This window comes from Bacillus hominis (assembly GCF_030348325.1).
GTDB lineage: Bacteria > Bacillota > Bacilli > Bacillales > Bacillaceae_G > Bacillus_A > Bacillus_A hominis.
The window spans coordinates 4,516,920-4,530,784 of sequence record NZ_JAUCFS010000005.1 but is presented as its reverse complement, the minus strand read 5'-3'; the positions used below and the strand labels follow the sequence as shown (position 1 = coordinate 4,530,784).

Here is a 13,865-nt window from a genome sequence, read left to right as displayed (position 1 = left end):
GAAACGTAATACAGCTATTTGGATGTCTTGTAGTATGAAGACATGAGAAAAAGACAAAAATAAAAGGAGATTCCCCCCAAAGAGGAACCTCCGTAAACATCATACTACAGATGCGTTACGTTCCTTTGTAATGGGAATGGGCAGACTACTCCCTTGAAAAAGCACGGTGCTTTTTTGAGAGTAATGCTATCCAATTGCTGATCCACTACAAAGTAAATGTTGGCATACGTAGATAACGTCCCTTCTATCCAAATAGATTTATTCTTAATTATAACATAGAAGATTGAAAATTCAAAACTCTTGAAACGAAAAAACACCAGCTATTTTAGCTGGTGTTTGAGATAAATTATATAAGTTCAAATAAAAATGAGCGTAATTCTTCTGCATTTTCTTCAGACATAGAAAATGCGTGCTCTAAGTAGCCTGGTTCGTTTAAATCGTCAGGACCGATGATAGCAAATTTGTTGCTCTGCATATCAAGGACTATCGTTTTACCGTAATGACGATCGGAGTATAGAAGCGCTAAATCATGACGCTCATTTTCCCCCATAAAGCTAACGAAACGAGTTTTTGTAGCGACTGTATCGTCGTACAGAAAGAAACGTTCTTCCATACACATGGCTCCTTTATTAAATATCTAAGTTTAAGTGTGGTTTATGGTCTAAATGGTGGTGTGTTTTAATAAATCGCACCGTTCTTGTTTTGTAACGCATAACGATAGAATATGTTTCAGCTAAATCTCCGCCAAGGAATTTTACGCCGTCTAATAATTCACCAGCAGATACACCTGTTGCTGAGAAGATTGCGTCATCACCAGATACTAAGTCATCTAACATAAGAAGTTGACGAGGATCTTCTAATCCCATTTCACGACAACGAGCTTCTTCTTCTTCGTTCATTGGAACTAAGCGCGCTTGCATTTCACCTTCAAGGCATTTTAATGCTGCTGCAGAAATAACGCCTTCTGGAGCTCCGCCAACACCTACGAATAAGTCGATACCTGTTCCAGGTAAAGCTGTAGCGATTGATGCACCAACATCTCCATCACCAAATAGTTTTACGCGTGCACCTTTTGCACGAACACGGTCAATAATATCTTGATGACGTTCACGTTCTTGCACGATAACCGTTAGGTCACGAATTTTTTTATTGTTTGCTTCTGCTACAATTTCAATTGTTTTTTCAATTGGATCATCTAAGCTAATTTTACCAGCTGCTTTTGGACCAACCGCGATCTTTTCCATGTACATATCCGGAGCATGAAGAAGGTTTCCTTTATCTGCGATTGCGATAACTGCCATTGCATTTGCAAGGCCTTTCGCAACGATGTTTGTACCTTCTAATGGGTCAACGGCGATATCTACTTCTGGACCGTTACCTGTTCCTAGTTCTTCACCAATATACAACATCGGTGCTTCATCAAGTTCTCCTTCACCAATTACAACAGTACCTGCCATGTTTACTGAATCGAACATATCACGCATAGCTGTAGTTGCTGCATCATCTGCTTCGTTTTTCTTTCCGCGGCCCATCCACTGTGCGGATGCTAAGGCTGCTGCTTCTGTTACACGGACAATTTCTAGTGCGAGTTCACGTTCCAAGATTGCATTCCTCCAATTTCAAAAATCATACAGATATAACTATAACAAATAACGGAGAAAAGGTGAATTCGAAAAATTGTCGATTTTTTCAGAAGAAAGCGTTACAATTAAAATGTAAATGCTTTAATTTCCAGGTAGGTGACATGAATGTACTTCGTAGACAGAAAGAAAATAGAACAAATGCTAGTATGTTTAGAACGAGCAACAAATACATTTCAAGAGAAGAAGATCTATGAAACCGAGTTTGAATTTTATGCATTAGAGCGCATAGCCCATCTTATTATTGATTGTGTATTAGATGTAGGAAATGCGATGATTGATGGATTTATTATGCGCGATCCAGGAAGTTACGAAGATATTATCGATATTTTAATGGACGAGCGAGTGATAAGTGCAGAAGAAGGAGGAGGAATGAAAGAAATTATTCTTCTTCGAAAAATGCTTACGCAAGATTATATTCAAATGAATCATGATGAATTATATAAGACGATTCAAAAACATATCGCCGTGGTAGAGAAATACCCAGCGAATATTCACAGTTATTTAGAAAAGGAATTAGGGCCTGTATCTGCATTTGTGCCAGAATAATTGTGCTTATAAGATCCCCGGGAATTCCCTTTGGGGATCTTATATTGTATATGAGAAAAGGGAGAAGGGCGAGTTATGGGGCAAGCACGTACGACGAAAGAAGAGATTGTACAATTGTTGAAGGTAAAGGGAGAGCATACTGTAGCAGAATTAGCCGAAGCTTTAGAAATTACGGAAATGGCAATTCGAAGGCATTTAAGTAATCTTGAGAAAGATGAGCTAATTTATTCAAAGATGCTAAGGCAGCATGTTGGACGACCAACATATTTGTATGGATTAAGTCAAAAGGGAGAAGATACATTCCCGAAAGAATATAAGCAGTTTGCTATTGAAATGCTAGATGATTTAGCTCGAATGAACGATGAAAAAACACTTCGTTACGTTTTACAAGCGAGAACGAAACGAATGGAAGAGCAGTTGCAAAAGAAGATAAGTAATCAAAGTAATTTAGCGTATAAAGTACAGGAAATAGCTGCTATGCAAGAGAAAAATGGTTATATGGTTCAAATAAAGAGAGATGGGGAACGCTCTTTCATACTTGAAAAGCAAAACTGTCCGTTAAAGGAAATAGCGGAGAAATTCCCGCAAGTGTGTGAAGATGAAAAAGATATGTACAAGCGGTTATTTGCAGGTGCAAATGTGAAGACATTAACGAACATGTGCGTGGGCGATTGTAATTGCTCGTATCAAATAAAAGAGAAAAAATGAACGTTATGGGACGCTTTTGGGTAAAGCGTTTTTTTCTTTTGAAAAAGGGGTTAATATAAGAGTGGTATGATAGGTGAGAACGTTAGCATAGAAGGAGAGACGAATAGATGTATAAAGGTTATTTAATTGACTTAGACGGTACGATGTATCGCGGAGAAGAACAAATTGAAGAAGCAAGCGACTTCGTAAAAGCATTAGGAGAACGCGGTATTCCATATTTATTCGTTACAAATAACTCAACTCGTAAACCAGAACAAGTTGCAGAAAAACTTGTTCGTTTCGATATTCCAGCGAAAGCGGAGCAAGTATTCACAACGAGCATGGCTACAGCGAACTTTATTTATGAGCGCAAACAAGATGCAACTGTATATATGATTGGTGAAGAGGGCTTACACGATGCACTTGTGGAAAAAGGATTTGAACTTGTGGATGAAAATCCTGATTTCGTCGTTGTTGGTTTAGATCGTGATATCACATATGAAAAATTAGCAAAAGCGTGTCTTGCTGTGCGTAACGGTGCGACGTTTATTTCAACAAATGGGGATATTGCGATTCCGACTGAGCGCGGATTATTACCAGGGAACGGTTCATTAACATCAGTTGTTACAGTATCAACAGGTGTGGAGCCAATCTTTATCGGAAAACCAGAATCAATCATTATGGAACAAGCGTTAAAAGTGCTTGGCATAGGAAAAGAAGAAGCTTTAATGGTTGGGGATAACTACGATACAGATATTTTAGCGGGAGTAAATGCTGGTATGCATACTCTTCTTGTCCACACTGGAGTCACAACTGTGGAGAAGTTAACAGAATATGAAGTACAACCGACGCAAGTTGTGCATAACTTGACGGAGTGGATTGAGAAGATGTAATGAAAGGCAGGTGACCGGAAAAGGTTGCCTGTTTTTTTTTATGCATAATTGCATATGTACTATAGTTATATAAAATGTAAAATTTATATGTGGTGATATAAAGGGGAGGGAATAAGAGTGTATTGGATGTCATGTATTATGTTTATTTTTACATTATGTGTTTTGTTCTTTGTTCTATGGAAGATATACAAAATAAATGAAATGAAAAAAAGCGCGGGAAAACTTATTGCAACATATCCTCGGGTGAAACGACGTTGGATCGCATTACTTGGACCAGCGTACTTCATCGGACAATGTATGTATATATATGTTCAGTACGTAAGTGGTGATATTGGTACAATTGAACAGTTTCTCATTCAGTTAGGTATTCATGCTTTAGCAAGTTGTTTTATGACTTTAATAGCTATCCATCTTATTAAAAGTGTACAAATATATGAAAAAGGTGTAATAGACGGATTGAACTTTTATTCATACGAAGAATTAAAGGGCTATAAAACATCAACATGGGAAAATCCAAAAGAAAATATATTTTTATATCGCGGGCGAGAAAAAATGAATGACAATGTGAATTTACTTATTAGACAGGAAGATATGAATGAATTAGAAAACATTCTTCAAAGATATATTCCGAAATTGACGATGAAATAAAAAATCCGGTTGTTATAACCGGATTTTTTTATTAAAACGCACGATTCACAACGTCTTTCACTTCTTCAAGATATTGTTTACGCACACTATCATCCACAGAAGGAACACTTGTATAGAATGTATGCTCAAGTGTTTCAATGCCTGTAAATTCAAAAATACCAACATCAGCTGTTTTCTTCATTGCTTCAAACATACCGCCTGCTATGTATGCTTCTTTTGTATTTCCCATTGTAGATAATAACAATCCTTTTTTACTGCTTAATAACTTTTCAATACCATTTTCGCTGTAAGCATAAGCGAATCCGTGGCTAAATACACGGTCAACGTATCCTTTTAAAATAGCAGGAAGTCCCGCCCACCAAACTGGGTAAATGAATGTAATGCTATCAGCCCAAGAGATATGCTCTTGTTCTTCTTTAATATCTTCTGGCGTATTTCCTTGAGAAAATGAGATGAAATCGGAAGCGCCTAATACTGGATTGAAGTTTAATTCGTATAAATCACGAACACGTACTTCATGACCTTTTCCTTCTAATTCACTTTTTACCGTTTCTAAAATAGCATGGTTGAAGCTTTCTGTATTCGGGTGTGCATAAACGATTACATGTTTCATTGTTCTTCCTCCTATTTGTGGATATGTTAGTAGCTTTTTGTATTCGGGTAACTAGTATGGTTACTTTTGTTGCGAGAGTCAACTTTTCTGACGTGAGAAATAAAGTGGAAATTTAATCAGCTAATGCGGGATACATGTTAGTATGTGACAAAAAAATACAAAAAAGTAGGGATTTTGCATTCCGAATAGAATATATAGATTGGCAAATAGAGAGAGAAGGGGATATCGTGATGAATATTATTGAAATTGAAAGGTTAGAAAAATCGTTTGATATTGGGGATAGTAAAGTAAAGATATTAAAAGGTATTAATCTTCAAATTCAAAAAGGAGATTTTGTTTGTATTATGGGGGCAAGTGGTTCAGGGAAAACGACTTTATTGCAGCTATTAGGTGGATTAGATATTCCTTCGGTAGGTAGTATTCGAGTTGACGGTACAGAGATTTCAATATTAAAAGAGAAAGAGCTCGCTTTATTTAGAAGGCATAAAATCGGTTTTATTTTTCAGCAGTTTAATTTGATTCCAGTGTTTAGTGCGGAGGAAAATGTAGGATTACCGTTACTGTTAGATAATGTCTCGCAAAAGAAGGCAGCGGTGACAGCAACTCGTTTATTAGATCTCGTCGGGCTAAAGGGAAAAGAAAAACATTTACCAGCGCAGTTATCAGGCGGGCAACAGCAAAGGGTTGCGATCGCAAGAGCTTTTGCAAATGAGCCGGCTATTATATTAGCTGATGAACCAACAGGGGCATTGGATTCAGAAAATAGCAAAAATATAATCGCGGCACTGCGCAATGCGTGTGATGAGTTAGGACAAACAGCTGTCATTGTAACGCACGACCCGTTCGTAGCAGCCCATGCGGATAAAGTTGTTTTCTTATTAGATGGTGAAGTAATTCATGAACATGCTGAAAGTAAAGGATGGAAATTTCGAAATATCCCGCAACAAGTTATCCACATTCAAGAGATTATGAATCGTCACTTTAAAGTAGGAGGTAAAGGTGATGCGATGGGTAATTAAGTATGCGATAAAATCGATGAAACAAAATTGGTTGCGAAATATGTTGATTGCCCTCGGTGCAGCTTTAGGTGTTATGTTAGCGACGATGTTATTACTAGGCAATCAATCAGTAGAGCAAAGTGTGAAGGAACAAGTAGTAAGTCGGTATGGAGATTATAATTTGCAATTTGGCTATATAAAAAATGATATGTATTTAAATAATGAAAGTTTAAAAGGAATAGATGGCTTAGAAAATGCTGAAAAAATATCAAAAGTACTTATACCATATCCTTTTCCAAATTATAAAGAGTTATCGGGAAAGCCGTCTTATTGGGGTGTTGAGCAAGATTCTCCAGAAATGCATTCTTATAAAATATTAGAAGGTCGATATCCGAAAGAAGGGGCTGAAGTAGCACTGACAAAAGGGTATACAGATCGTGAAAATATACGGGTAGGAGATTCGATTAAACTACCATTCCCGCAGCATGGAGAAAAGACGGTGAAAGTCGTCGGCATTTTAAATCCGCCGTTAATGGCGGCAATGGGGCATAGTGCTTATTTTTCAATCCATTGGCTTCAAAAAGAATTAAATCTACCAAATCAATTCAATCTCGTTCAAGTGAAAACACCCGATGTAAATGTGAAGAGAGCAATTGCTCTTGACGTAAATAAGAAGATAGAAAATATAAAGGTGGATCAACGTACTTATGTTGATAAGGCATTTGAACGATTAAATGTAATGAAGCCGTTAATTTTTAGTTTAGGTGGTATTGCTTTATTTGTTGTAGCTCTTTTAATAATGGGAAGTTTCTTCTTATCTGTCAGAAGTCGATTTAAGCAATGGGCATTATTACGTGCACTTGGCAGTAATCCCAATCAAATTATATTAGTCGTTTTATTAGAGGCTTTATGTATTGGAGCGATTGGATCGTTAGCGGGAGTTATTCTTGGGGCAGGTACGCAAACAATCGCCGCATCATTTATTAATAAATGGGTGAATATTGAGGGGGCAGGGAAAGAATCATTCTCGATTTCAGGCGAGATTTTACTCATTACGTTTTTACTAGGAATTGTTATGTCTATTATAGGGGCTATTATACCAGCCTTCATGGTTAGAAAGATTCCACCAGTTCAAGCACTTAGGCCAGGTCTTCCTAGTAATGAGAAAAAAGAAAAAAGGTGGAGTGCTTTTAGTGGTAGCATTCTAATCATTGGTACTGTTATTGGACTAACGGGTCACGTATTAGAGCGGTATATCGGTTTTAATCCAAGTGCGATAGGTGCGCTGTTATTTGCGGTCGGTTTGTTATTTGCGATTCCGTTGTTTATTCGGATGATAGCACCAGTGATTGCAAAACCACTTCAAATGATATTACGAATTGAAACGACGATTAGTAGCCGGAATGTAATTCGTTATCGGAATAAGGCAGCTGTGTCGGTTGCTATACTAGCATTTGGTTTTATGTTAGCACTTGTTGGAACGATGTATATAAACTCTATTTACGAAGGCATGAAAGATGGGTTACAAAAACATTTACCAGCTGATTTAGTAATAAGAATTCCAATAGAGTCGCAAAGTACTGAAGTATTACCATTTAGTTGGACGGAGAAGGTTAAAAAAGTTGATGGTGTAGAAGAGAGCGTAGCAAATGTTACTGACTTTACAGCGAAGCTTGTAAATTATGATTTTAAAAAAGCAAATCAAGAATGGTATGAATTTGCGAAAAAAAATAATTTTAACTACGATTCAATCGAAGTTGTAGGTAACGATATTGTGTCGTATGAGAAAGTAACAAAGGCGAAAGTGATTGCAGGGCAAAAATTAAACAAGCCATTACAAGAGGGAGAGGGAGTCGTTACGAAGGAAACGGCTAAAAATTTAGGACTTCAGTTACAGGATACGATTGAAGTACAAGGGAAAGGAAAAGAAAAGCAAACGATTAAAGTCGTTTCGATTATTGAGCAAGGATTAAGGCTAAGATCATCAGATGTTTTTGTTAATGAACAATGGGCCCGTGATAAGTTTCACGTGCAAGGATATGAAGCAATTCAAGTTATGACAAATTCTAATCAATCATTTGAAGCGATTAAGAAGCAAGTAAAAGAAATTACAAAGAATAAAGAGAACGTAGAAGTTATTAATAGCTATGATTTATTAAAAGAACAGGAGCAGTTATTATCGCAAATGATGATGTTAATTCGTTTGTTAGTTGTCATTATTTTTATTATTTCTGGTATAGGATTAATGAATGCGATTGTCGCAAGTTTACATGAAAGACGTGCAGAAATTAGTATGATTCGTGCGGTAGGAGCTATTCCGAAGCAAATGAGACGGATTGTTTTATTAGAGGGAACTTTACTTGGAGCGATAGCTGGTTGTATTGGCATTTTTGGCGGGATTTTGTTTAGTTATATTGTGTTATCAAGCTTAGAGTTAACGGTTATTATTATTCCGTATAATCAAGTTTTCATATTGGCTCTAGCTAGTGTGATACTTGGAGCAGGGGCAGCATTGATTGCTTCATTACAACTAAGAAAGTTCAAATTAAGTGATACTTTAAAGGAGTTATCAGCATAAAAGATTGCTATACCCCGCTCATACAAAGAACAAATAAAACAAATAAAATGATGACAATACCAATGCCGAAATTAAATATGAGAGTACTATCCATATTATGTAACCTCCTTGTTTGAAAGTAAAAAGCACTCTGGCTGGAGTGCTTTTTATTATCCGAATCTGTCGCAACGAACACCGCAACGTATAGAAAGGGAATAGTGCGTGTAAAGAGTTATATTACTTTATGCGTTTATTTTGTAAATGAGCAGGTCCTGCTCCGGTATAGAAAAAAAGACACTCTTTCGAGTGTCTTTCATGATGACAAAATGTGCTAATTGCTTGAGTTTGATAAGACGTTAATTTTCCGGTTAACGGTCTTTCTTAATCAAGAAGTGTAACAACAGCGATTCAAATAAATTTTAGCATTTTTGAAATGAGTGTGCGTATGTAATTATGCATATTACGATTAAAGGGAAATTGGATGTAAAAAATGAATGAGTACATATATATAATATTTGATAAGGAGCGAGAGGAATGGAAATACATAAATTAACAGAGGAAGAAGCGAATGAGATAAATATGTGGACGTATGAGGAACCGTACAATTTATATAGTTTTTCAGGAGATGCTGAAGTAATAGAAGAGTTGCTAGACGGGACGTATTACGGTTGTTGCGGAGAGAATGGAGAATTCATCGGCTATTTTTGTTTTGGAGAAAATGCACAAGTTCCAGGCGGAAGAAATGCCAATTTATATGCGGGAGAAGATGTTGTAGATATCGGACTTGGAATGAAGCCGGATTTGACAGGGAAAGGGATGGGGGAAATATTTTTTCAAGCGGGAATAGCATTTGCTACTGAGGAATTGAATTCGAAAATGTTTCGACTGAGTGTAGCGACATTTAATGAGAGAGCGATTAGGCTATATAAAAATATTGGATTTCAAGTAGGACCCGTTTTTTGGAGCCGTGGAAGAGAGTTTATGCTTATGGAATATGAAAGGCCGTCAGTATGAAACTGACGGCCTAGACACTTTATTCTGAATGCTCAGCTCGGTGCGCTAAACGACTTGAAGCAGCGGCAGCGATTCCGCCAACGATATCATCAAGGAATGTGTGCACCTTTCCAGTTGATTTATCATTTAAGTATTCTAAAATGCCTGGTTTTAATTTATCGATATATCCAAAGTTCGTGAAACCGATAGAACCGTACACGTTAACGATAGAAAGTGCTATAACTTCATCGATTCCATATAGTCCTTCATCGCGTTTTACGATATCTTGTAACGGTTGACTTAATAGTCCTTTTTCAGCAAGGACATCAAGTTCAATGCCTGTAATAAGTGCGTTTTGTACTTCTCGTTTTGATAGTACACGCTCAACGTTATAGCGACATTCTGACATCTCTAAATTTGAATGGTATTTCTTTTGAAGAAAATGAACAAGTTCAGCAATATCGTCAATTGTTACACCGCGTTCTTGTAATAGTTGTAATGCTCTTTCTTGTAGTTGATTTGATTCTTTCATGTTTATCACCTTTTTTTCTTTTTAGTATTTGTATACGTTTCGTTGCTTTATCATGTGCATAGGAATGAAAGGCGAGCACAAGCTCATATATATAAAGAAAAACCATAGGTGGCGACTGCGATGATTCAGCATATTTATGAGCATTATCACATGCATGTTAAAGAATTAATCCCCCTTGGCCCCTATAAAAGCTTTTGGATTCGCAATAAAATTTATGTACTTGTTCCAATTGGAGAAATGGAGGAAGAAGTACTTGTAGAGATGAAAAAGCTCAGTGATTATATGAACCAGCAAGGGGATATAACTGTTTCGACTTTCGTTCCAACTATACACGGCTACTATGTAAGTGAGATAGAAGAAAAAAATTATTGCTTATTAAAAGGTATGCGTATGTTAGAGCGACATGCTACATCATTAGGAAGTGAGCTTTCTATATTTCATAAACGTGGTGCATTCTTTCCGGAAGAAGTTGAGCAATTAAGCCGCATTGGTGAATGGAAAGCATTATGGGAAAAAAGGCTCGACCAATTAGAAAGATTTTGGCAATCGCAAGTGATGAACCATCCTTCAGACGTATTCGATCAATTGTTTATTGAATCCTTCCCGTATTACTTAGGAGTTGCAGAAAATGCAATTCAATATGTTGTCGATACAGAAATGGACGATACGCCACAAATCACTGACGCAGCAACAATTTGCCAAGAACGATTTACACCTCTATTATGGCATCAAACGAAGCGCTTAAAACTTCCTTTTGATTGGGTATATGATCACCCAAGTAGGGACATAGCAGAATGTATTCGATATATGATGATAGAAAAAAAGAAAGACTGGGAGCAAACGGTAGTTCAATTTATTACAGATTATGAACGTAATTATTCGCTCTCTTCATTTGGTTGGCGATTATTATTCGCAAGGCTTCTGTTCCCGCTTCACTACTTTGAAACGGTTGAACGATATTATCAAACAGGAAACGAAGAACAAAAAGGCATATATAGAGCTCGTTTAGAAATCATTTTACATGATGTGAAGCGCACTGAGCAATTTATGAATCATTTTTACGAGTCATTTCGTTTACCAGTTGATAAGTTAGGCATTAGGAAATTAGATTGGCTATCTTAAAAGTATAAAAAAGAGACCAATTGAGGTCTCTTTTTTATACATAGAAGAAGCCTATATCTCACTGTATAAAAAATATCCCAAAGGTATGTATTATAATATGATAGCAAATGATGTCTTATAAAAGTTGGGACATTCGGTTAAAATATTACAATTTTGTGGAAATACACACGTTTTGTATGAAATTTATACGCTGACTTTTTTATTTGAACATATATTTATTATGACATAGTGTTTTTCGATCTTTTCATTTACCTTTTTTAATAATCCTTGGTGGATTTCTTTAAATAAAGGCTGATAGTTTGTATTCCATGTTGGAATAACTGGTGAAAGGCTTAATAAATATTCTTTCTTTTGTTCTAATTCTTGAATTGTAGAAGAGATATTTTTGATTTTTGGCATGAGCTGTCCCCCTATACTTCCATCTCTGTGAACGATTCACCATATAATTAATTATCGCATTTTTTAATAATAATTTCCAATTATGTTTTTGTGTGTTAAAAATGGTGAAATATATATTTCTTCGCTGTGGGAGGGAATTCCTTTTAGGAAAGGTGTTTTTTTGAGGAGAATTAGTAGTTTAGTTTTACATATACAAAAAAGAGACCAATATTGGCCTCTTTTCTTAGAAGTAGCTTTGAACGAGCCGCTTCCGCTTTTAATTAAAATACTTGTTCTACTTCAATAACGCCTGGTACTTCTTCAAGTAGTGCGCGTTCGATACCAGCTTTTAGTGTGATTGTAGAACTTGGGCAGCTTCCGCATGCACCCATAAGGCGTAGTTTTACGATACCTTCTTCAATGTCTACTAATTCAACGTCTCCGCCATCGCGAAGTAAGAATGGACGTAATTTATCTAATACTTCTAGTACTTGTTCTTGCATATGTGGGTTTTCCATTTTTATCGACTCCTTTCATCAGTTTTATTATAATCAAGATAGAGGGGAAAATCTATTTTTTCTCTTCTTGTTTTATTGTCGAAATATTTTATCATGTTTACAACGTGTTTTTTCAGTATAGGGGTATAGAATAAATTTGTAAAATGATGTGCTTATGTACTAAGACATCTGAATATACTGTTGAAACAAGAAGTGGGGGAGAAGAAATGGTTAATGTTCAAGTGTATGGGACGAAAGTAATTTGTGCGAGCTGCGTTGGGATGCCATCTTCAACAGAAACGTTTGAGTGGTTACAAGCGGCGATTGGTCGTAAATATGAAGGACAAGAAAATAAATTTAATTTCGAGTATATTGATTTTCAACAAGAACAAGAAGATGAAGATAAAAAAGCATTCGCAGAGCGCGTAGTAGAAGAAGATTTATTTTATCCAGTCGTTCTTGTGAATGGAGAAATTGTTGGAGAAGGAAATCCTCGTTTGAAGGATGTTTACGAAGAAATCGAGAAATATTTATAAATCAGGAAGCCTTTGCGAATTTGCGAAGGCTTTTTTTATCCCGCATTAACGGGCAGTAACCCCCCCACCTCAAAACCCGGTGAATGCAAGGAAGTTAGGTGGGAGATAACTGCTCGTAAAAGCCCGATTGGTTCAACTAATAATCAGTGGGGGATGGACAAAACCCCCACTGATTAAAGTTTCACTTTATATGGAGGGATCGATGTGGAAAATGTAGTGAAGCATGCTCTACCAGCAGAAGTAAAACAGTTAATGGGGCAGTACATTGCAGAATTAAAAGAAATTTTTTCGGATGAAAAAATAGTCGGGGTATACATTTACGGATCCATCGCGCTAGGAGCATTTCATATAGAAACGAGCGATGTTGACTTTGTTGTAGTAATAAATGATTACGTGAATGAAGCTGAAAAACAACAAATTGTAGAACTGCATAAGAAAATGAGTGAAAGTACGCTAGGTAAAAGAATGGACGGAATGTATATTCCGCTTGCTGATTTAGGGAAATACAATCATGAAATAAATGAGTACGTGTATTGTGCAGATGGTAAGGCCGATATTGGTCATTGGGATATTAATGCGGTCACGTGGTGGACGTTGAAAAACCAAGGCATTACAGTTATCGGGAAAGAAGCAGAAGACCTTCCGTTTCAAATAAAATGGGATGATGTAGTACACACAATGAAATATAACGTAGAGCATTACTGGAGTGAAAAAGTGAATCGTCCCTATTTATTTTTCATAGAAGAATGGGTAGAATCAGCTGTCGTTACAATGGGACGCATTTTATATACGTTAGATCATAAAACAATCGTCTCAAAAGATAGAGGATTGCAATACTTGTTAGAACGTTCAGAGGAAGAATGGGAGTCTTTATTAAAAGAAGTAGAGCGCATGCGGCATAATCCAAAGGGGAAGAAGAAACTTTCTATTTGGAGACGGGCTGATATGACGAAGAGGTATTTGCTTTACTTGATTGAGACGTGTAGAGAGAAATGGTAGGGAAGAAAACGGAAAAACAACAGGGGGTATTACTAAAAAACAAATAAATTACTCGTTCCATGGGGCATTCATTTATTAAACAATTTGTTTTATTTACTAGTAAATTTTCAACTATAAAAAGACGCCTTTTTGAAAAGGGCGTCTTTTTTATTTTGTAGCAGGTAGAAAAGGTAATACGAAATATGGATAGTTTCATGTGAAACATTCTTTATTACAAAATGTT

Annotated in this window: 16 protein-coding genes and 1 pseudogene; 11 read left to right on the top strand and 6 right to left on the bottom strand. The window is 36.4% G+C overall.

Going from position 1 to position 13,865, the window contains the following annotated elements:
- Nucleotides 1-346: 346 nt before the first annotated feature.
- Nucleotides 347-613 (bottom strand): DUF3055 domain-containing protein, encoded by a 267-nt coding sequence (locus QUF93_RS26220; RefSeq protein ID WP_002124268.1) that lies wholly within the window; start codon nt 611-613, stop codon nt 347-349.
- A 16-nt stretch (nt 614-629) separates the two neighbouring features.
- Complete coding sequence (gene glpX / locus QUF93_RS26215; protein WP_000439096.1) at nt 630-1,601, bottom strand: class II fructose-bisphosphatase; 972 nt, start codon at nt 1,599-1,601, stop codon at nt 630-632.
- Nucleotides 1,602-1,748: 147 nt separating this feature from the next.
- On the opposite strand from glpX, the gene QUF93_RS26210 reads away from it, so the two are divergent.
- From QUF93_RS26210 to QUF93_RS26195, 4 genes are all read left to right on the top strand, one after another.
- Nucleotides 1,749-2,189: a DUF86 domain-containing protein gene (locus tag QUF93_RS26210; protein WP_289360673.1), complete on the top strand. Its 441-nt coding sequence runs from the start codon at nt 1,749-1,751 to the stop codon at nt 2,187-2,189.
- A gap of 75 nt (nt 2,190-2,264) precedes the next feature.
- Complete coding sequence (locus QUF93_RS26205) at nt 2,265-2,897, top strand: helix-turn-helix transcriptional regulator (RefSeq protein WP_289360672.1); 633 nt, start codon at nt 2,265-2,267, stop codon at nt 2,895-2,897.
- Nucleotides 2,898-3,004: 107 nt separating this feature from the next.
- On the top strand, nt 3,005-3,769 hold the full coding sequence (locus QUF93_RS26200; protein WP_289360671.1) for a 5' nucleotidase NucF: 765 nt from the start codon (nt 3,005-3,007) through the stop codon (nt 3,767-3,769).
- 117 nt (nt 3,770-3,886) lie between these two features.
- Nucleotides 3,887-4,417: an iron ABC transporter substrate-binding protein gene (locus QUF93_RS26195; protein WP_289360670.1), complete on the top strand. Its 531-nt coding sequence runs from the start codon at nt 3,887-3,889 to the stop codon at nt 4,415-4,417.
- A gap of 31 nt (nt 4,418-4,448) precedes the next feature.
- On the opposite strand, the gene QUF93_RS26190 is transcribed toward QUF93_RS26195, so the two are convergent.
- Nucleotides 4,449-5,030: an NAD(P)H-dependent oxidoreductase gene (locus QUF93_RS26190; protein WP_289360669.1), complete on the bottom strand. Its 582-nt coding sequence runs from the start codon at nt 5,028-5,030 to the stop codon at nt 4,449-4,451.
- Nucleotides 5,031-5,260: 230 nt separating this feature from the next.
- On the opposite strand from QUF93_RS26190, the gene QUF93_RS26185 reads away from it, so the two are divergent.
- The 3 genes from QUF93_RS26185 (at nt 5,261) to QUF93_RS26175 (ending at nt 9,599) form a co-directional block, all read left to right on the top strand.
- On the top strand, nt 5,261-6,049 hold the full coding sequence (locus QUF93_RS26185; protein WP_289360668.1) for an ABC transporter ATP-binding protein: 789 nt from the start codon (nt 5,261-5,263) through the stop codon (nt 6,047-6,049).
- Entirely contained in the window at nt 6,033-8,606 is a 2,574-nt protein-coding gene (locus tag QUF93_RS26180) for an FtsX-like permease family protein (protein ID WP_289360667.1), read from the top strand. The genes QUF93_RS26185 and QUF93_RS26180 overlap by 17 nt, the downstream gene beginning before the upstream one ends.
- A 513-nt stretch (nt 8,607-9,119) precedes the next feature.
- A complete protein-coding gene (locus QUF93_RS26175) occupies nt 9,120-9,599 on the top strand; it encodes a GNAT family N-acetyltransferase (protein WP_289360666.1) in 480 nt (159 codons plus the stop codon).
- A gap of 19 nt (nt 9,600-9,618) precedes the next feature.
- On the opposite strand, the gene QUF93_RS26170 is transcribed toward QUF93_RS26175, so the two are convergent.
- Nucleotides 9,619-10,110, bottom strand: a complete 492-nt coding sequence (locus QUF93_RS26170; protein WP_289360665.1) for a phosphatidylglycerophosphatase A family protein — start codon at nt 10,108-10,110, stop codon at nt 9,619-9,621.
- A 120-nt stretch (nt 10,111-10,230) separates the two neighbouring features.
- On the opposite strand from QUF93_RS26170, the gene yutH reads away from it, so the two are divergent.
- Nucleotides 10,231-11,232 (top strand): spore coat putative kinase YutH, encoded by a 1,002-nt coding sequence (gene yutH, locus QUF93_RS26165; protein ID WP_002124276.1) that lies wholly within the window; start codon nt 10,231-10,233, stop codon nt 11,230-11,232.
- A 183-nt stretch (nt 11,233-11,415) separates the two neighbouring features.
- Here the strand turns inward: yutH and QUF93_RS26160 are convergent, their stop codons facing one another.
- Both QUF93_RS26160 and QUF93_RS26155 read right to left on the bottom strand, forming a co-directional pair.
- Entirely contained in the window at nt 11,416-11,631 is a 216-nt protein-coding gene (locus QUF93_RS26160; protein ID WP_289360664.1) for a carbonic anhydrase, read from the bottom strand.
- A 260-nt stretch (nt 11,632-11,891) separates the two neighbouring features.
- A complete protein-coding gene (locus QUF93_RS26155; RefSeq protein ID WP_000431159.1) occupies nt 11,892-12,128 on the bottom strand; it encodes a NifU family protein in 237 nt (78 codons plus the stop codon).
- A 206-nt stretch (nt 12,129-12,334) separates the two neighbouring features.
- On the opposite strand from QUF93_RS26155, the gene QUF93_RS26150 reads away from it, so the two are divergent.
- From QUF93_RS26150 to QUF93_RS26140, 3 genes and pseudogenes are all read left to right on the top strand, one after another.
- Nucleotides 12,335-12,643, top strand: coding sequence for a YuzD family protein (locus QUF93_RS26150; protein ID WP_000248598.1), 309 nt, complete (start codon nt 12,335-12,337; stop codon nt 12,641-12,643).
- Nucleotides 12,644-12,847: 204 nt separating this feature from the next.
- Nucleotides 12,848-13,642, top strand: coding sequence for a nucleotidyltransferase domain-containing protein (locus QUF93_RS26145; protein WP_289360663.1), 795 nt, complete (start codon nt 12,848-12,850; stop codon nt 13,640-13,642).
- A 36-nt stretch (nt 13,643-13,678) separates the two neighbouring features.
- Nucleotides 13,679-13,759: pseudogene (locus tag QUF93_RS26140) on the top strand (CPBP family intramembrane glutamate endopeptidase); the annotation flags it as partial.
- Nucleotides 13,760-13,865 lie beyond the last annotated feature (106 nt).

Coding starts and splice junctions, on each gene's coding strand:
- QUF93_RS26190 (WP_289360669.1), bottom strand. CDS start 5,030: ATGAAACATGTAATCGTTTATGCACACCCGAATACAGAAAGCTTCAAC.
- QUF93_RS26205 (WP_289360672.1), top strand. CDS start 2,265: ATGGGGCAAGCACGTACGACGAAAGAAGAGATTGTACAATTGTTGAAG.
- QUF93_RS26170 (WP_289360665.1), bottom strand. CDS start 10,110: ATGAAAGAATCAAATCAACTACAAGAAAGAGCATTACAACTATTACAA.
- QUF93_RS26150 (WP_000248598.1), top strand. CDS start 12,335: ATGGTTAATGTTCAAGTGTATGGGACGAAAGTAATTTGTGCGAGCTGC.
- QUF93_RS26180 (WP_289360667.1), top strand. CDS start 6,033: ATGCGATGGGTAATTAAGTATGCGATAAAATCGATGAAACAAAATTGG.
- QUF93_RS26200 (WP_289360671.1), top strand. CDS start 3,005: ATGTATAAAGGTTATTTAATTGACTTAGACGGTACGATGTATCGCGGA.
- QUF93_RS26155 (WP_000431159.1), bottom strand. CDS start 12,128: ATGGAAAACCCACATATGCAAGAACAAGTACTAGAAGTATTAGATAAA.
- QUF93_RS26220 (WP_002124268.1), bottom strand. CDS start 613: ATGGAAGAACGTTTCTTTCTGTACGACGATACAGTCGCTACAAAAACT.
- QUF93_RS26185 (WP_289360668.1), top strand. CDS start 5,261: ATGAATATTATTGAAATTGAAAGGTTAGAAAAATCGTTTGATATTGGG.
- yutH (WP_002124276.1), top strand. CDS start 10,231: ATGATTCAGCATATTTATGAGCATTATCACATGCATGTTAAAGAATTA.
- QUF93_RS26210 (WP_289360673.1), top strand. CDS start 1,749: ATGTACTTCGTAGACAGAAAGAAAATAGAACAAATGCTAGTATGTTTA.
- QUF93_RS26175 (WP_289360666.1), top strand. CDS start 9,120: ATGGAAATACATAAATTAACAGAGGAAGAAGCGAATGAGATAAATATG.
- QUF93_RS26160 (WP_289360664.1), bottom strand. CDS start 11,631: ATGCCAAAAATCAAAAATATCTCTTCTACAATTCAAGAATTAGAACAA.